General features: G+C 37.5%; 16 protein-coding genes and 1 tRNA gene. 5 read left to right on the top strand and 12 right to left on the bottom strand.

What is annotated here, in order from left to right; translation table 11 throughout:
* The first annotated feature begins 81 nt into the window (after positions 1-81).
* Entirely contained in the window at positions 82-696 is a 615-nt protein-coding gene (locus PHP31_06900; GenBank protein MDD3739006.1) for a porin family protein, read from the top strand.
* Positions 697-698: 2 nt separating this feature from the next.
* Complete coding sequence (locus PHP31_06905) at positions 699-1,259, top strand: UbiX family flavin prenyltransferase (protein MDD3739007.1); 561 nt, start codon at positions 699-701, stop codon at positions 1,257-1,259.
* Here PHP31_06905 and PHP31_06910 read toward each other — a convergent pair whose 3' ends face one another.
* The 7 genes from PHP31_06910 to ileS form a co-directional block, all read right to left on the bottom strand.
* Positions 1,260-2,234 (bottom strand): polyprenyl synthetase family protein, encoded by a 975-nt coding sequence (locus PHP31_06910; protein ID MDD3739008.1) that lies wholly within the window; start codon positions 2,232-2,234, stop codon positions 1,260-1,262.
* Positions 2,235-2,263: 29 nt separating this feature from the next.
* Positions 2,264-3,361 carry a T9SS type A sorting domain-containing protein gene (locus PHP31_06915; protein MDD3739009.1) on the bottom strand — a complete coding sequence of 366 codons (1,098 nt, stop codon included), beginning with the start codon at positions 3,359-3,361 and terminating at the stop codon, positions 2,264-2,266.
* A 5-nt stretch (positions 3,362-3,366) separates the two neighbouring features.
* The gene (gene atpC / locus PHP31_06920) at positions 3,367-3,603 is read right to left on the bottom strand and encodes an ATP synthase F1 subunit epsilon (GenBank protein ID MDD3739010.1); all 237 of its coding nucleotides are present in this window, start codon (positions 3,601-3,603) and stop codon (positions 3,367-3,369) included.
* Between the two features lie 11 nt (positions 3,604-3,614).
* The gene (gene atpD, locus PHP31_06925; protein MDD3739011.1) at positions 3,615-5,120 is read right to left on the bottom strand and encodes a F0F1 ATP synthase subunit beta; all 1,506 of its coding nucleotides are present in this window, start codon (positions 5,118-5,120) and stop codon (positions 3,615-3,617) included.
* 119 nt (positions 5,121-5,239) lie between these two features.
* Entirely contained in the window at positions 5,240-5,845 is a 606-nt protein-coding gene (locus PHP31_06930; protein MDD3739012.1) for a lipoprotein signal peptidase, read from the bottom strand.
* Positions 5,846-5,854: 9 nt separating this feature from the next.
* On the bottom strand, positions 5,855-6,202 hold the full coding sequence (locus tag PHP31_06935) for a TraR/DksA C4-type zinc finger protein (protein MDD3739013.1): 348 nt from the start codon (positions 6,200-6,202) through the stop codon (positions 5,855-5,857).
* 185 nt (positions 6,203-6,387) lie between these two features.
* Positions 6,388-9,750 (bottom strand): isoleucine--tRNA ligase, encoded by a 3,363-nt coding sequence (ileS, locus tag PHP31_06940; GenBank protein ID MDD3739014.1) that lies wholly within the window; start codon positions 9,748-9,750, stop codon positions 6,388-6,390.
* Between the two features lie 952 nt (positions 9,751-10,702).
* Between ileS and PHP31_06945 the strand changes: the two genes are divergently transcribed.
* From PHP31_06945 to PHP31_06955, 3 genes are all read left to right on the top strand, one after another.
* Positions 10,703-10,779, top strand: a tRNA-Met gene (locus PHP31_06945).
* 49 nt (positions 10,780-10,828) lie between these two features.
* A complete protein-coding gene (locus tag PHP31_06950) occupies positions 10,829-11,275 on the top strand; it encodes a nucleoside deaminase (protein MDD3739015.1) in 447 nt (148 codons plus the stop codon).
* A gap of 54 nt (positions 11,276-11,329) precedes the next feature.
* Entirely contained in the window at positions 11,330-12,109 is a 780-nt protein-coding gene (locus tag PHP31_06955; protein ID MDD3739016.1) for a DUF3108 domain-containing protein, read from the top strand.
* Between the two features lie 135 nt (positions 12,110-12,244).
* On the opposite strand, the gene nrfA is transcribed toward PHP31_06955, so the two are convergent.
* The 5 genes from nrfA to PHP31_06980 all read right to left on the bottom strand — a co-directional run bounded on the left by nrfA (position 12,245) and on the right by PHP31_06980 (position 17,763).
* Complete coding sequence (gene nrfA, locus PHP31_06960; GenBank protein ID MDD3739017.1) at positions 12,245-13,717, bottom strand: ammonia-forming cytochrome c nitrite reductase; 1,473 nt, start codon at positions 13,715-13,717, stop codon at positions 12,245-12,247.
* Between the two features lie 13 nt (positions 13,718-13,730).
* Positions 13,731-14,315, bottom strand: a complete 585-nt coding sequence (gene nrfH, locus PHP31_06965; GenBank protein MDD3739018.1) for a cytochrome c nitrite reductase small subunit — start codon at positions 14,313-14,315, stop codon at positions 13,731-13,733.
* A 7-nt stretch (positions 14,316-14,322) separates the two neighbouring features.
* Positions 14,323-15,609, bottom strand: coding sequence for an alginate export family protein (locus PHP31_06970; GenBank protein MDD3739019.1), 1,287 nt, complete (start codon positions 15,607-15,609; stop codon positions 14,323-14,325).
* A gap of 106 nt (positions 15,610-15,715) precedes the next feature.
* Entirely contained in the window at positions 15,716-16,417 is a 702-nt protein-coding gene (tsaB, locus tag PHP31_06975; GenBank protein MDD3739020.1) for a tRNA (adenosine(37)-N6)-threonylcarbamoyltransferase complex dimerization subunit type 1 TsaB, read from the bottom strand.
* Between the two features lie 20 nt (positions 16,418-16,437).
* Entirely contained in the window at positions 16,438-17,763 is a 1,326-nt protein-coding gene (locus PHP31_06980) for an efflux RND transporter periplasmic adaptor subunit (GenBank protein MDD3739021.1), read from the bottom strand.
* Between the last annotated feature and the right edge of the window lies 1 nt (position 17,764).

Below are 17,764 nucleotides of genomic sequence, written 5' to 3' on the forward strand. Positions count from 1 at the left end.
AAATGTTTTTATAAAAAGAATGTTATTTATTGTAATGATATAGTTTTTCTTATTAATTTTGTGTCTAAATAAAATTAAGATATGGTAAAAAGTTTAGGTTCCAAACAAGTATTATTTCTGTTGATTCTGATTGCGCTATCAATTTCGGCTATAGCTCAGCGTTTTGAAGGCGGAGTTGTTGTGGGTTTGTCGGGAACGCAAGTAGATGGTGACGGTTACGGCGGATACAAAAAAGCCGGTATTTATTCGGGCTTGTGGATACGGTTGCCAATAGCCGAAAGATTAGACCTTCAGGCAGAGTTGGCTTATTCGCAGAAAGGGAGTAAGCGTTTGCCCGATAAAAACGGCAATGTACATTATTTGCTCAAGCTTAATTATGTTGATCTTCCTTTGTTTTTAAGGTACAATATTTCCGATAAAATAGGTATAGAAGGCGGTTTTAATACGGGTTTTTTCGCAGGAGCCAAAGAGTATCTCGATGATTTCCCTACCGATTATGGAGATTTTCATAAAATGGAGTTAGCGTTTCTTTTGGGATTATATTGGAACATGAATGACAATATCAGTGTTGGAATAAGAAACAGTCGTTCAATACTAAGTATACGCAAAACCAAGCCCAACGGCAGCGTTAGGCGCATTTTCGATACGGGTCAGTACAACGACGTGCTGACAATTAATGTTCAAGTAAAACTCTAACAATGATTAATTTAGCTATAGCGGTTACCGGTGCGAGTGGTTCAATTTATGCCAAAACTATGTTGGACACATTACGTGATTTGTCTAGTACTGCTAAGCAAGTTTCCGTAGTTTTAAGCAATAATGCAATAGATGTTTGGAATTACGAAATAGGCAATTCTTCCTACGCCGATTATCCTTTTACATATTACAATATCAACGATTTCTATTCTCCATTAGCTTCGGGGAGCAGCAGTATTGATGCTATGATTGTTTGTCCGTGTAGTGTTGGAACTATGGGAAAAATTTCTTCAGGAATAGCTGACAGTTTAATAACCAGAGCCGCCGATGTTATGCTTAAAGAAAGACGTAAACTGATTTTGGTTTTGCGCGAAATGCCTTATAATTTGATACATATAAACAATATGCAAACCATAACATTAAGCGGAGGTGTTATCTGTCCTGCGTCTCCTTCGTTTTACAGCAAGCCGCAAGATTTTACGATGTTGGCAAAAACCGTTACCGATAGGGCATTAAAACTTGCAGGAGTTGATGTTGAGTCTTACTCTTGGGGTGAAAAATAATTACTTGTTACGTGAAGTAGTGAATATCACTAATTTTTCCAAAGAATCGCGGGTTTCCGATTCAGGAAAAGTGTGCAATATATCTATGGCTTTTTGTTGATATTCAAGCATTTTTTCAGTGGCGTATTTAATTCCATTGCTATTGTTAACTTCGTCTATAATGTATTTTACAGTTTTGGGGTCAGAGCTTTTTAAGCGGATAAGGCTTAACAGCTTAAACTTTTTCAGTTTCGACGAGTTGCGAAGTAAATAAATTAAAGGTAGTGTCAGTTTTTTTTCTTTAATATCAATTCCTTTTGGCTTCCCCGATTTAGTATTATTGTCAAAATCAATCAAATCGTCTTTTATCTGAAAAGCAATACCGACTTGCTCACCGAAGAGTCGCATTTTTTCAATTGTTTCCTTGTCTTTGGCAGCCGAAAATGCACCGGCTTGACAGCACGATGCTATCAGCGAAGCTGTTTTCTTTCTTATTATTTCAAAATAAACATCTTCTTCAACATCTAATTTTCGGGCTTTTTCAAGTTGCAGAATTTCGCCTTCGCTCATTTCTTTTGTAGCATTAGATATTATTTTAAGAAGTTCAAATTCATCATTATCTAACGAAAGTAACAATCCTTTCGACAACAAATAGTCGCCTAATAGAACCGCAATTTTATTTTTCCACAGCGCATTTATCGAAAAAAAACCCCTACGTTTGTTTGAATCGTCAACAACATCATCGTGAATTAATGTAGCAGTATGAAGAGTTTCAATTAAAACAGCAGCAGTATGCGTTGTTTCGGTTACATTGCCACACATCTTTGCCGAAAAATACACAAACATCGGACGCATTTGTTTGCCTTTGTTTCTGTACAGGTATTGCGTAATAGTATTTAGTAATTTCATGTCGCTTTGCAGCATAGAACGGAAACGTTCTTCAAACTCTTCTAAATGTGTTTTTATAGGCTGCTTTATTTCGACAAGTTCGTTCATCTGAATTACAAACAGGATAAGTTAGTTTATTAAATAAAAATTATTTTTTTACTATACGTTTTGTTTTCAACAAGTATTTTGATGAAGTAAGTACCTGCCTGCAAATTATTTTTATTTATTGTAATAGTGTGGGTGTTGCCAGTGGGAGTGTCGGCGCTTGAATAAACACGGTTTCCTTTCATATTATAAAGTTGTACCGAAATAAGCTGAGCCTTAACATTCTCAAGTTTTATGTGGCACGAATGATTGGTCGGGTTTGGTATTGGCTCGCTAATTTTAAGGTTTGAAACAAAAGGAACGTTATATGAGCTAATATCGGGCTTTCCGGCTTGAATCCATGCAGTGTATATAAGTTCGGCAAGGGCTTTTGAAGCATTTTTGAAAAGCAGTATAGTGTAATTTTTTGAATGATTCCAGAGTGCTGTCTTGTACGCCTGCGAACCGTAGTTTGTATTCACGCTTTTGGCGTAGTTGTCGCTTGCAAAAATGGAATCTTTATAAGTGAAATTTTGATATATATAATCAAAAATATACTGATTAACATCCTGTATTTCGCTTATGGTTTCGCCGCTATACGAAATTTGATGATAAAATTGGTTAATCATTGTAGATTCGTATCTCGAATGTATTCCGTAGTTGCCTGATAGCTGCCCGTTGTAGTTTTTTGTGATATGCAAAGGCATGTGTCCGTCGGCTACGTAGTGCCCTAAATCGGCGGCAAATATTTTTGCTTTATTAATGTCCATACGTGCTAAGCAGTCTCTCAGCGAGTCGAAAGTTGCTTCGGTAGCCCAAGGCAATATTCCGGTGTCATTGAGAAATGAATGCCCATACGAATTAAGTGCTTCTGTATAGTTTTGTTCAATGTTTCCGTAGATTTCAAAGTCGGGAAACATATCTATGTCGATATAATGTTTATAAGCTTCGGTAGGGTCTTCGCTTTTACGGTAATCTGCATCGGAAGCGTGGTCGGTTATAAAAGCTACCCACGAGTGAAAGTCAAGCATTTCAGCATTGAAAGATTTCGACGAATTTTCGGATATAATTCTATGACCTCTATACCCCCACGACGAAAACAGTATAAGCAAAAGTACAAGAGCAATAACAGAAATAAAAGATCTTTTCATATTACTTAAACGGCAAGTACAAGCAGTTTATTATTCAACACTTCAATTGTACCGCCTTTTATTTCGACATATTCGGTATTTCCTTCCGGTTTAACCAATCTGATTTTCCCTTCTTTAAGTGTTGCGATAAGGGGAGCGTGATTATTGAGTATTTCAAAAGAACCATCAGAACCAGGCAGCTGAGCTAATGTAATTTCGCCTTTATAAATAAGTTTTTCCGGAGAAATAATTTCTATTATCATGATAATTACTTTTAATTTTGGGAAAGCATTTTCTTTCCTTTTTCAATGGCTTCTTCAATAGTACCAACTAAGTTGAAAGCAGATTCCGGATATTCATCAACTTCGCCTTTCAAAATCATTTGAAAGCCCTTAATTGTATCTTCTATACTTACAAAAACGCCTGGTATTCCTGTAAACTGCGTAGCTACGTGGAACGGTTGCGACAAGAAACGTGATATTTTACGTGCTCTCTGAACGGTTAGCTTGTCTTCGTCTGAAAGCTCGTCCATACCCAAAATAGCTATAATGTCTTGCAAATCTTTGTATCGTTGCAATATCATTTTTACTTGTTGAGCTGTGTCGTAGTGTTCTTGTCCGACAACATCAACAGATAATATTCTCGAATTTGATTCTAATGGGTCAACGGCAGGATAAATACCTTGCTCGGCGATTTTTCTGCTAAGAACTGTTGTTGCGTCTAAGTGAGCAAATGTAGTTGCAGGAGCAGGGTCAGTAAGGTCGTCGGCTGGTACGTATATAGCCTGTACCGATGTAATTGAACCTCTTTTTGTTGACGTAATACGTTCTTGCAATATACCCATTTCGGTTGCAAGTGTTGGCTGATAACCTACAGCCGATGGCAGACGTCCGAGCAATGCTGATACTTCGGAACCTGCTTGCGTAAAACGGAATATATTATCGATAAAGAACAGAATATCGTTACCTTTTCCTTTTTGGTCGCCGTCTCTAAAATATTCGGCTACTGTAAGTCCCGAAAGAGCAACTCTGGCTCTAGCTCCTGGGGGCTCATTCATCTGACCGAAAACCATAGTAAGCAATGATTTTTCCATTTCTTTTGGGTCAACTTTAGATAAATCCCAGCCACCGGCATCCATACTTTTTCTAAACTCTTCGCCATAGCTAACAAGTCCGGCTTCAATCATTTCTCTGAGCAAGTCGTTACCTTCACGAGTACGTTCGCCAACACCGGCAAATACGGAAAATCCATTGTATTGTTTTGCAATGTTATTTATAAGCTCTTGTATAAGTACGGTTTTTCCAACACCGGCACCTCCAAAAAGTCCGATTTTTCCACCTTTCGAGTAAGGTTCAATCAAGTCTATTACTTTAATTCCTGTGTATAGAACTTCTTTTGAGGTTGATAAATCTTCAAATTTTGGCGGGTCGTTGTGTATACTGTATTCTCTTTCTCTTGATACTGGCGGCAAACCGTCGATTGCGTCTCCTGTTACGTTAAATAGTCTTCCCTTTATTTCTTCGCCCACGGGCATAGAAATTTGGTTACCGGTAGCCGTAACTTCCATTCCACGGCTTAATCCGTCGGTACTATCCATCGCAATTGCGCGTATGGTGTTTTCTCCAATGTCTTGCTGACATTCTAAAACTATTTTTGTACCGCTTGGGTTTATTACTTCTAATGCGTCGTAAATGTTTGGTAATGCGATGTTTTCTTCGAAGGAGACATCAACTACAGGTCCTATTATCTGACTAATTGTTCCTTTTACAAGATTGCTCATTTTTAATATTTTATTAATTACGGAGCAAATGTAATAAGTTTTTATGTTTTACAATAAGTTTTTCCAGATTATTTTTTCGATTTTTGATAATATGGGAATCTGACAATTGATTAAAATTGTTATTTACTTTGTTTGAAGAACGACCTTTCAAATAAAATCAGATAAAATATTCCTATTGTAACGGCAGAATCGGCTATATTAAAAACGGGCTGAAAAAATCGGAATGGTTTTCCGCCTATCAAAGGCATCCAGTCGGGGAAAACCGTATCAATTATGGGGAAGTAAAGCATATCGACAACTTTGCCGTGAAGCAGTGAGCTGTAGCCGCCTTCGGGCGGAAACATGACAGCTGTTTGGTAGTAAGTGCTTTCCGAAAAAATAACGCCGTAAAACACCGAATCTATAATATTGCCAATGGCTCCGGCAAGTATTAAAGAGAAACTGAAAATAACACCAAATTTAACTTTCTTTTTGTTAAGATGCCAAATATACCATACTAACAGTGCAACGGCTACTATTCTTAAAATCGAGAGTGCTAATTTGCCGACATTTCCACCAAATTGCATTCCAAATGCCATGCCCGGGTTTTCGGTAAAATGCAATATAAACCAGTTACCAAATATCGGCAATTCTTGTCCTAACGTAAATGTAGTTTTAATCCAAATTTTTAAAATTTGGTCGGCAAGCAGAATTAGGACAACAATAATGGCAGATTTTTTAAGCACTTAAAGTTTTTATTTGTTCTGTTTTAGTTTTGCTTCAATGCTTAATGTGGCATGCGGAACACTGCGTAATCTTTCTTTTGAAATAAGTTTACCCGTTTCGCGACATATTCCGTACGTTTTGTTTTCAATACGAATAAGAGCATATTCCAAGTTTCTGATAAACTGCTCTTGTCGTTTAGCCAATCTGCTGTTTTCTTCTTTTGATAATACCTGATGTCCTTCTTCTAAATTTTTAAAAGTAGGCGATGTATCACTAATATCATTGCCGCTGCCGTTTGTAAACGCATCGGTTAGTAATTCCAAATCTTTTCTGGCTCTCTCTAATTTTTCTTCAATTATTTGTTTAAATTCAGCCAACTCTTCCGCCGAATACGAAGTCTTTTCTTTATTTTCCGGACTTTTCTTTTCTTCTTTTTTTAGCGGAGTTTCATTTTTTGGAGCATCCTTAGCTTTCTCTTTTTTCTCTTTCTTTTCTGTTGATTTTGCCATTTTGTCTGTATTTAATTAGTATGGTTAAATTTTGGGTGCGAATATACAAAATTTTATATTCTCACAACGCTAATTTTTATATCAATATCGTCGTAGATATTAACAAGTTCTCCATCAACCTGACTTTCAGGAGCTTGCACTAAGCTTTCAGCTAATGTTTCAGTACAAATATACGTAATATTATTGTCAATTACCGATTTTAGCTTTTCGTGTTCTTCAATTACCAAATTTATCTTATCAGTTACTTCAAAATCCTTGTCTTTTCTGATGTTTTGTATCCTATTGATAATTTCGCGAGCCATGCCTTCTTGCCATAAGCTATCGGTAATAGTAATATCTAGGGCAACCGTAATAGTATCCTGATTTGCAACAACCCAGCCCGGAATATCTTCGGTGGTAATTTCAACATCGTCTAAACCGATTTCAATATCGTTGTTATTTACGTTTATAACAATACTTTTTTCAGTTTCTATTTTTTGGATTTCGCTTTGTCCGAAGTTGGTAATAGTGTTGGCAATATCTTTCATAAGTTTGCCGTATTTAGGTCCTAACGTTTTAAAATTAGGTTTTATGTTTTTCACAACAATTTTTGACGATTCTTCCAAAAACTCAATTTCTTTAACGTTGACTTCGTTCAAAATAATATCTTCAACTTTTTGTATTTGTTGAATCAAGCGTTTATCAGCAGTTGGGATAATTATTTTTGACAATGGTTGACGAACCCTAATATTTGTTCGTTTGCGTAAGCTTAAAACCATGCTAGATATGGTTTGTGCAAGTTGCATACGTTCTTCAAGTTGCTTGTCAATAACCGACGTATCAGCTCTAGGGAAGTCGCACAAATGTACAGAGTCTACATTTTGTTTTTTGGTGATGTTATTTAAGTCTCTGAACAGCTGTTCGGTGAAAAACGGAGCAATTGGCGATGCCAGAATAGCAATAGTTTCTAAGCACTTATAAAGTGTTTGGTATGCTGATATTTTATCTTCGGTGTAATCGCCTTTCCAGAAACGGCGGCGGCACAATCTGACGTACCAATTGGACAGATATTCTATTGTAAAATCGTTTATAGCTCTGCCTGCTCTCGTGGGTTCGTAGTCGTTGAATGCTTGGTCTACTTCAATTATCAAGCTATTTAGTTCCGACAGTATCCAGCGGTCGATTTCGGGACGGTCTTTTACGGGTATTTCTTCGTCGCTGTAATCAAATCCGTCAATATTTGCATAAAGAGCAAAAAAGCTGTAAGTATTGTATAATGTTCCAAAAAACTTGCGTTGAACTTCTGCAATTCCTTCCAAATCGAATTTAAGGTTATCCCATGGTTGCGAATTGGTAATCATGTACCAGCGCAGCGCATCGGGACCGTATTTTTCAATTGTAGAAAACGGATCGACTGCATTGTTCAAGCGCTTCGACATTTTATTGCCGTGCTTATCTAAAACCAAGCCGTTTGATACAACATTTTTAAAGGCAACACTGTCGAAAACCATAGCTGCTATGGTGTGAAGCGTATAGAACCAGCCACGAGTTTGGTCAACGCCTTCGGCTATAAAATCGGCAGGAAAGTATTTATCTAATTCTAAATCTTTATTGAAAGGATAATGAAATTGTGCGTAAGGCATAGCACCCGAATCGAACCAAACGTCGATTAAGTCAGGCTCGCGTAACATTTTCTTTCCTGTTTCCGAAACCAAAACAATATCGTCAACGTAAGGACGGTGCAGGTCGAAAGAATTATAATTTTCGTCCGAGGTGTCTTCGGGATCAAAATCTTTAAGCGGATTGCTTGTCATGAAGCCTGCAGCTATTGATTTTTCAATTTCATTTTTTAGCTGAGCTACTGAGCCGATAAACAGTTCTTCGGTTTTATCTTCCGAAATCCATATTGGCAAAGGAGTCCCCCAATATCTCGAACGCGATAAGTTCCAATCGACCATATTTTCGAGCCAGTTTCCAAATCTACCTGTTCCTGTGCTTTCGGGCTTCCAATTTATGGTTTTGTTAAGCTCAATCATTCGGTCGCGCAGGGCAGTAGTTTTAATAAACCACGAATCTAAAGGATAGTAAAGTATAGGTTTGTCGGTACGCCAGCAATGCGGATAGCTGTGCTCGTACCTTTCGGTTTTAAAGGCTTTATTTTCCTTTTTCAGCTTAACAATTATGTCAATGTCAACGCTGTCTTTGTTTTCGGAACCTTCGGGTTCGTATTCGGGTTTGACGTATCTGCCTGCAAATTCGCCCATACATTCGACAAACTGTCCGTTTTTGTTAACCAATGTAAGCGAGCCTATATTGTTTTGTTTGGCAACTTTAAAGTCGTCGGCTCCAAAACTTGGTGCAATATGAACAATACCCGTACCGTCTTCGGTTGTAACAAAATCGCCTAAAAGAACTTTAAATGCGTCTCCATCTTCGGGTTGGGCGTAGGGTAAAAGCTGATTATAGCGAATGCCTTCCAAATCAGCACCTTTAACACGTCCTATCACTTGATACGGTATTTTTTTATCGCCTAATTTGTATTCGTCAAAATTCAGTTCTTCGTTTTCCTTTTGGAAAAACTGTCCGACAAGATTTTCGGCAAGTACAACTTTTATTGGAATTCCTGTGTATTGGTTGTAGGTTTTTATAAAAACGTAGTCTATATTTTTTCCCACAGCCAAAGCCGTATTCGAAGGTAGTGTCCAAGGTGTTGTAGTCCAAGCTAAGAAATAAGGTTCGATATCGTCAGAAAATAAAACTTCGTTTATCTTATCGTTGTCGGTTTTTTCTATTTTAAATTGGGCAACGACTGTGCTATCTTTAACATCTTTGTAACAGCCGGGTTGATTAAGCTCATGAGTGCTCAAGCCTGTACCGGCAGCTGGCGAGTAGGGCTGTATGGTATAACCTTTGTACAAAAGCCCTTTTTTGTACAATTCCGATAGCAAGTACCAGCAAGTTTCAATATATTTATTTTCAAACGTAATGTAAGGATCATCCAAATCGACCCAATAGCCGACAAGCTTTGTAAGCTCGTCCCATTTATCCTTATATTTCATCACTTCGCTACGGCAGGAATTGTTATATTCTTCAACCGAAATTTTTGTGCCAATATCTTCTTTGGTAATACCTAAGGTTTTTTCAACCGAAATCTCTACGGGCAATCCGTGTGTATCCCAGCCGGCTTTTCTTTCAACCAAATATCCTTTTAATGTTTTATATCTGCAAACAACGTCTTTAATTGCACGAGCCATAACGTGGTGTATGCCGGGCATACCGTTAGCCGAAGGCGGTCCTTCGTAAAAAATATAAGGCTCACATCCGCGTCTGTTTTTCAAACTCTCTTCAAAAATATTATTGTCTTCCCAGTAGCGTAATATGCTTTTACCAATTTCGCTTAAATCTAATTGCTTGTATTCCGAATACTTCTCTTGCATACTAAAAAATTTTTTGCAAAAGTAATGATTTTTGTAATAAAACTATAACATAATCGTTTTCAAATTATAATAATCTAAATATGACTAACCTATGAAAAAAGCATCTGTATTATTTTTCGCTTTTATGTTTATTGTTGTTAGCCCCAAAGTTTCGGGATTGTAGCCGATTTTGGCTTAAAAGGTTTCAGTCTTTTTTAATGTTCTTTTGTGTTATTTCGTTCCGTGTTGATTTTAAGGGTACTCAATGCTCTCGAACCGTTTATACGGTTCTCGGGTGATACAAAAGAACCAAAAAATCAAGGCTGACATTTCTTTTCTGAATTACGTTCTCATAAATCCTGAGCTCGTGCGGGTGATCTCCTCGCAGGCTCGGAGCTTCCCGCTCTCACTTGGGATTTATTTCGAACTCCATTCAGCAGAAATGTATGCCGTCCTTTTCAAAGCTAAATTTTTGGCTATTGTTCTTCCTTACCGTGACAAATTATTTAAACGAAAAGAGGGAAGTGTATCTATTGCCAAAATGTTCAACAAAGTCGCTAACTTACGCTTGCTTTGCATAAGCAAGCGTGATGATATTTCACTTAATTAAAATCCCTTTTTACGCAGAATATGTATAAAAGAAACGTTAAGAATTTCTGAATCCTTGTAAGAAATTTAGTTTCTTTTATACGGTTTTTATTGCCGTACGGCAATAAAAAATTCCTTGTAAAAAGTGTCCTTTCTTTTGTTTCGCTTTCTTTGGACAAGCAAAGAAAATGAAAGAAACAAAATTGAAACTACAAAAGTTTATTTTATTCAACAAAGCCTTGATTGAGCCACAAATGCTAAAAAATAGGTTTTGGAGAACTTTTTCTTTTTAAAAGTATTTTAAGTAAAATTTATTGTTAACATCTTCATTTTAACAAAAAGTTTTGCCAATAGAAAAAAAATATATACTTTTGCAAATCTCTACGGCGGGGTAGCTCAGTTGGTAAGAGCGTCGGATTCATAACCCGGAGGTCACGAGTTCAACTCTCGTCCCCGCTACCAATCAAATATCATAGCAGGCAATACGCTTGCTATATTTGTTTTGTAACTGATGGACAAAATTGTTTTTTCGCACGAGTATTTTATGCGTGAAGCCTTAAAGCTGGCTCAAATAGCTTTTGCCGAAGGCGAAATTCCCGTAGGAGCTGTTATTGTTGCTGACAATGTAATAATATCAAAGGCATATAACCAGACTGAATTACTTAACGATGTTACGGCTCACGCCGAGATGCTTGCTTATACAGCAGCCAGCAATTACTTAGGAAGTAAATATCTGTTAAACTGTACTTTGTACACTACCTTAGAGCCCTGTGTGATGTGTGCTGCAGCAGGTAGCAGAACGCAAATAAGCAGTATAGTTTTCGGAGCATACGACAATAAAAGAGGATTTTCTACTGTGAGCTCAAATATTTTTAATCCGAAAACAGAAATAATCGGTGGAGTGCTACACGACGAATGTAAGAGCCTATTAGACGAGTTTTTTAAAAGCAAACGCTAATTCTTTGGTACGTTTTTTGAAATTTGTAAGCCGAATACAACGAAAATTCAAGTCATGAAGAAGAAAATATTATTAAAGTCGGCGTTTTTGATTTCGGTTATTACATTTTGCATCAATCCAATGTTGTATTCGCAAAAGGTTCCTACAAGTGTTGATATTGGCGAAAAAATGTTTTACAGAGTTGCATTTAATTCAATGCTTACAGGAAACTTGAAAGCCGGCGAGGTTGTAGTTGAAGTTAAAAGATCGAATTTAAAATTCTCCGAAGACAAGGTTTATCATGCTGTTGTAAACGGAAGTACAAGTGGCTTAATAGAGTTGTTTTATAAGGTCAACGACAGATTTGAATCTCATATCTCGGAAGAAACCAACCTACCTTATCTTTTTATTAGAGATATCAGCGAAAACAAATATAAAAAGTATGAAAAAATCATTTTCGATAGGAAAAAACAAGTTGCATTGAGCGGTGATAAAGTTATATCCGTACCACACAATGTATTAGACTTGGTTACTATGTTTTTCTTTATACGAAATTCTTTTAGTTTCGACGATGTTTTAGGAAATGACATACAAGTTCCTTTGTTTTTTGATAATAAAGTGTCGGATATGACTATAAAATTTTTGGGTACACAAGATGTAAAAACTAAGTTCGGTAAGTTTAATTGCATAGTTGTAAAGCCTATGGTTTTGGTAGGCGATACTTTCGACGAAACTTATCCGATAACCGTGTACGTAACCAACGACAGCAGAAAAGTGCCTGTTCTTATTGAAAGCAAATTAAGGGTAGGGAAGATGAAAATAGAGTTGACTGGCTACAATAGAAGTTTAAACTGAATTGAAAATTAGCCTTTGGCTCTTGGCTTTTAGCTCTTAGCTGTTGACCGCACTCAGCTAATAGCCAAAGGCTAACGGCTAAAAGCTATCTAAACCCGTACCCCGCAACCCGTACCCCGCAACACTTTACAAAGTTTACTTTTCAGCTTGTTGAATCCAAGCGGCTACAGTAGTTTTAAGCGAAACTTCTTTATCAGCTCTTAGCTTATCCATATCCAAGCCTATAAATTGTTGAGCTTTAGCTTTTGTTGAAATATCAGGATAAGGTACTTCGCCGTTAAAGCCCTTGCTGACAAATAATTTAGCAAGTTTAATTCTCGCTTCTTGTGCAATAGCAATTCCGTTGCCTAAAATTCTTAGCATTTCAATAGGAGCGTGGAACGAAGCGCCGTGGCTTGCTGCAACGAAATCCCATCTCCATTGTGCTTTTCTGATATCTTGTAAAATAGGTTGCATTTCGTTTTCATTGGCTCCCAAATCCCATGCTTTTTTAGCTTCAACGTGAGCTCTAACCAACAGTATTTCCAATGCATTACGATTTTCTATGATTTTGTCCTGACGTTCGTAAACGTTTTCAAGCAAGGTGGCGGTTTCTTCTCTGTGGCATACTTGGCACGAGTTGGCAATGTTATTCAAAGGACTTTGAACATGGTGGTCGGAGAATTTTTGTCCGCCTTCACTTTTGTACGGCATATGGCAGTCGGCACAGGCTACGCCTCTTTGTCCGTGAATACCCATTTGGAAGGTTTCATATTCTGGGTGTTGAGCCTTAAGCATAGGAGCTTTGCTGACTCCATGAGTCCAGTCGGTAAAATTAATATCGTCGAAGTATTTTTCTATATCTTCACATGTAAAGCCGTTATCCCATGGGAAAACAACATAACTAACGCCTTCAACAATATCTTTACTAAAGTAGTATTCGACGTGGCATTGTGCACAAACCAGCGATCTCATTTCTTGGTGTGTGGCTTGCGAAATATCTTTCCCCATACGATCGAATGCTTCAACAAGAGCCGGACGTGTTATTATAAGATCCATAGTTTTTGCGTCGTGGCAATCGGCACAACCAACGCTATTAAGCACTTCTGCACCTTTGGTGTCCCATGTGCCACTGTAAAACTCGGCTGGAGAGGTTTGCGACATAAGTCTGGGCACATCAGGTCCTTTACAAGTCCAGCAAGTATTTGGCTGATTACTCGGAGTACCTTCAACTGGAGCCCCAACACGTAGGGTTTCGTGAATATCTATTATTGAGTAATAGTGTCCCCTACCTTGAGTATAATCTCTTGAAAAAGCGTAACCCGACCACAAAACGACCATACGCGGATTTACAGCCAACATATCTATAAGGGCTGCGCCGTTATATTTGCTTCTGAATGATGTGTCGGCGGTTCTCATGTATGATTCATATTGACGCGGAAAGTTTTTACCCCAAACTTCATTTCGGGATTCTGTTTGGTCAATATCAACCAAAGGTTTGTAAACATATTCTTTTTCGGCTTTACGGCTTACTATGCTTGTAGCAAGTAATCCTAATAGAAAGAAAACTACTGCTGATGCTATAAATATCAGCCAATACGATCTGGTTTTTTTAGTATTGTTTTCCATAATATATACTTATTTATTGTTTTTGCATGTTTTGTTTAAGCCATTCGGGCAATCTATCAGTTTTGTTATCGACTACTAATGCCGATGGGGTTGAGGATAAACCTTTTACTTTTCCGTGTGGCAAGCACTTGTGGCAATCCCAGCAGTTTCGGTCGGTGCGTTTTTCAAAGTAGTCGGAGTTTACAACAGCTTCCATGCTACTTTCTGTTAGGAAGTTGTCGTGGCATCTTAGACAATTTTGTTTAACAACTCGTTTTCCGGCATTCTTTATTCCAATAACTTGAGGCTCTAATCTTAGAGTAAACATTGTAGCATGACGTAAGCCGTCGCTGGCTTTAAAGTAGTACTTGCTAACAAAATTGTTGTGAGGTACGTGGCAGTCGTTGCAAACGGCAACTTCTCGGTGAGAGCTGTGTTGCCATGAGGCAAATTCGGAGTTCATTACGTGACAATTTATGCACGTTTCCGAATCGTTGCTAAGGTATGAAACTGCATTTGATTCGATAAACGAAAAAATACCTATCCCCAAAATACCCCCAACTAATACGCTTATCCATATCAGCAGTCTATTACGAGAAATTTTGTTATTGTGTTTCACACTTTTACTATTTTTCAAATTTAAACAATTGTGGTTTTATTGTAATCATTGACCAAATCCAGTTTTGGGCAACAGAAGCGTCTAAATCGTATTTGCCTTTAAGATGTCTTAGAGTTTTTGTAGCAAAAATTTGTGAGTAACCTACTTCAAATGTTACGTTTTCGGAAAACTTGTACGCAAGTATAAAATCCGTTTCAAAGCCTAAGTTTGATGGCATTGCAACATTAGGTTCATTTACGGTTACATCAATAACATCTTTATGCGACCAAAAGTAGTGCGAGTTAAGGCTTAGAGTGAGTTTGTTGTATTTGTACGAAATAGGCATAAACAAGTCTATAAGTCCGCCCTGACCGTGACCGCTTCCTGCGTAGAAGTAGTCCATAGTTCCGTTAAATGTATGTCCGGCTCCGTATAGTTTATCAAAACTCAAATCTTTGGTAGTTGTGTCGGTCATACTTTTTCCGCTCAGAATTTGGCATCCAATACCTACTTTAAAAGCAGGGGTAAAATTGTAATGAGTTTCGAGATGTGCAAACCAAGCCGATTTGTCAATATTATTAGCATTTTTACCTGTTTGGTAATAAGCAGCACCAACAACGCGTAGATTGTCTTTTTTGTATTCTATAAAAGGACCGAATGTTTGATTGAAAACGGTTTTTTGCTTTGCTTCGGGAGTTTTTGCGTAAGCACGACCGTCGTTATTGAAAACCAAGCTGATGTCGAAACCGCCTACTTTATAGTTTGCCCATAAAAACTGGAAAGTTTTATAGTCGTTTATAGCGTAGAAGTTTCCCGTGTCGGTAACTCTATCTTGGTTGTATGTAGCTCCTAAGTGCAGTGTAAAATCCGACGAAGGAGTATATTTAAACAAGAAAGCGTCGTGTGTTCTTGCTTGTTGACTCGAGTTATTGTATCCGTACAAGCGTTGATCGTTGTATCTCAGTGGTTGGCGACCTACTTTTAATGAAATAGCCGGAGTTAGAGAAATTTCACCCCACGCTTGATGTATCATTGTACCGTTTACATCAGCAGAGTTCGACATTCTTGTATCACCCCAAGTTTTTATATTTTGAAGAGAGATATATGTTTTTAATATATTGGAGTTGTAAGTGAGATTTACTCGGCTACGCTGTGAAATCGAGGCTCCGGGAGTAGTGTTTTCGTCAATTGGCGTGCGATAACCGTTTCTGTATTCAAACTTAGGTCTGAGTTCACTGTCTAAAATAAATACTTGTGCAAATGCTGTAGTTGCTGTTAACGTTAAGAATAAAATCAGTGTTAAAAATTTTTTCATTGCTTTTAAAATTAAGTTATGTGGATTTATTATGCAAAATTAACAATAAAATAACATAAACAACAAAAAAACTAAATTTATATTGAGTCTAAATAAATATGTTTTTTTAGTGCAGTCCTTTTACTACTGATTTTTTTGCTTCAAATTGTTTCAAGTAAAACGGCTCGGAGTAGGCGGTATCAGCAAATTGCTTAAGTCTATATTTTTCTTGAGCAATCAGTCCTATTGTTTCGGCATTGCAACTAATATCGTCAAAAAACACATAATTCGATTTGCTTACAATTTTGCTGAACTTATTGCAGCCATTGCCGGCAAATACAAGCGTTTTGTTGTTAATATTTTCGAAACTGTTTTCGTTTAGTATAAGTGGGTGAGGTTCCGTTTCAGTGATTAAATTTTGGTTATAAACGGCTGTATAAACTTCCATTCTTCCGGCGTCAATCATAGGAATAAGCTTATAATCTTCTATATTTCCAGTTTTTATAAATTGTTGTTTTGCCGAAAATGCTATTCCTTTAAGAGTACTAACGGTTATGAGCGGTATATCTAAAGCATAGCAAAATCCTTTGGCTGATGAAAATCCTATACGTAGTCCTGTGTACGAGCCTGGTCCTTCGCTAACGGCAACTGCATCTAAGTCGTTAAGCGAAATATTGCTTTCGTCAATTATTTTTTGAATGAACAACATCAAGTTTTTTGCATGTGTGTTGGGCAAATGGTCGTGTTTGCTTATTACAACTTCATTGTCGCGTATAATTGATGTTGAGCAAACGTTGGTAGCTGTTTCTATGCTTAAAATTATCGCCATTTTATATGCAGTTCCTTGCGTTAATTCTCATCTTTGTCTAAAGATTGCTTAACCTTAATTTTTTCGCCGTTTTTGAGCGTTGTGCTTAGTATTTTATAAGGTCCTGTTACAACTTCCTGATTTTCCGACAAACCTTCTACAATATGTATTTTTTCGCTATCCTGAATACCTGTTTTCACCTTCGTAATAGCAACGCTGTCGTTGTTTACAACAAAAACACATTCAATTGTTTCATTTTTTTGTTCATCTGTCAAGTTATTTATGCCAAAATCTTTTTTGGGTCGGGTTGTAACAGCTTGTATAGGTAACGTCAGAATTTGCGAAAGGTTTGAAGTCAGAATTGTAACATTAGCCGACATTCCGGGTCTGAGGGGAGCTGCAAAATTGGCGTGCTCGCTTTTAAGCTGTTTGTACGATTCGGGGATTAGCAATATTTTAACTTCAAAGTTGGTAATTTGGTCGGTGGAAGCTACCTGCGATTTTGCAGATATAGCTATTTTGTTGACAACGCCTTTTATTTCCGCATTCGGATATGCATCTATTTCAACTATGGCAGTATCGTTGAGCGAAACTCTGGCTATGTCAATTTCGCTGACTTCAACAATAACTTCCATATCGTCTAAGTTTGCTATGCGCAAAATTTCGGTTCCGGCGCTAAACTGCGATGCCCCTGCAACTCTTTCACCTTGCTGAACATTAAGTTTTGAAACGGTTCCGTCAACAGGCGAGTATATTGAGGTTTTGGTAAGATTTTCTTTGGCTTCATCGACTATGGCTTGCGAGCTCAAAACATTGTATTCCGAAGCTCTAACAGTTTCGTTTGCTGCATTGACTTCGGCTTTGGCAACCTGATAGTTTGCGTATGCAGTTTCGTATTCCGACAATGAAATAGCATCTTTATCAAAAAGTTCTTTTTGGCGCTTGTAGGCATTTTCGGCGTTTATAAACTGAGCTTTAGCCTGTTCCAAACGTGCGTTACTGTTAGCCAAATTAGCTTTAGATGTATTAAGTCCGGCAACGGTTCTCTCGTAATTGGAGCGATATATTTCGGGGTTTATTTTGGCAATCAACTGACCTTTTTGCAAATGGTCGCCTTCGTTGACGTACAACTCGATAATTTCTCCCGAAACATCAGGCGAAAGTTTAACTTCTACGGCAGGTTCAATTTTACCGGTGGCTGTTATGGTTTCGGTAATATTACCCTTAGTAACTTTGCAGGTTTCAACAGTAGTAGGAGCAGGCTTGCCGATATAACCTTTGCTTTTGGCTATTGCCAATGCAATAATCGCTACGGCAACTACCGATGATACTATTATTAATATTCTTCTCTTTTTATTTCTTTTCATC

Source organism: Lentimicrobiaceae bacterium, from assembly GCA_028697555.1.
GTDB lineage: Bacteria > Bacteroidota > Bacteroidia > Bacteroidales > UBA4417 > UBA4417.

Coding starts and splice junctions, on each gene's coding strand:
- PHP31_06900 (MDD3739006.1), top strand. CDS start 82: ATGGTAAAAAGTTTAGGTTCCAAACAAGTATTATTTCTGTTGATTCTG.
- PHP31_06905 (MDD3739007.1), top strand. CDS start 699: ATGATTAATTTAGCTATAGCGGTTACCGGTGCGAGTGGTTCAATTTAT.
- PHP31_06910 (MDD3739008.1), bottom strand. CDS start 2,234: ATGAACGAACTTGTCGAAATAAAGCAGCCTATAAAAACACATTTAGAA.
- PHP31_06915 (MDD3739009.1), bottom strand. CDS start 3,361: ATGAAAAGATCTTTTATTTCTGTTATTGCTCTTGTACTTTTGCTTATA.
- atpC (MDD3739010.1), bottom strand. CDS start 3,603: ATGATAATAGAAATTATTTCTCCGGAAAAACTTATTTATAAAGGCGAA.
- atpD (MDD3739011.1), bottom strand. CDS start 5,120: ATGAGCAATCTTGTAAAAGGAACAATTAGTCAGATAATAGGACCTGTA.
- ileS (MDD3739014.1), bottom strand. CDS start 9,750: ATGCAAGAGAAGTATTCGGAATACAAGCAATTAGATTTAAGCGAAATT.
- PHP31_06950 (MDD3739015.1), top strand. CDS start 10,829: ATGGACAAAATTGTTTTTTCGCACGAGTATTTTATGCGTGAAGCCTTA.
- PHP31_06955 (MDD3739016.1), top strand. CDS start 11,330: ATGAAGAAGAAAATATTATTAAAGTCGGCGTTTTTGATTTCGGTTATT.
- nrfA (MDD3739017.1), bottom strand. CDS start 13,717: ATGGAAAACAATACTAAAAAAACCAGATCGTATTGGCTGATATTTATA.
- PHP31_06970 (MDD3739019.1), bottom strand. CDS start 15,609: ATGAAAAAATTTTTAACACTGATTTTATTCTTAACGTTAACAGCAACT.
- tsaB (MDD3739020.1), bottom strand. CDS start 16,417: ATGGCGATAATTTTAAGCATAGAAACAGCTACCAACGTTTGCTCAACA.
- PHP31_06980 (MDD3739021.1), bottom strand. CDS start 17,763: ATGAAAAGAAATAAAAAGAGAAGAATATTAATAATAGTATCATCGGTA.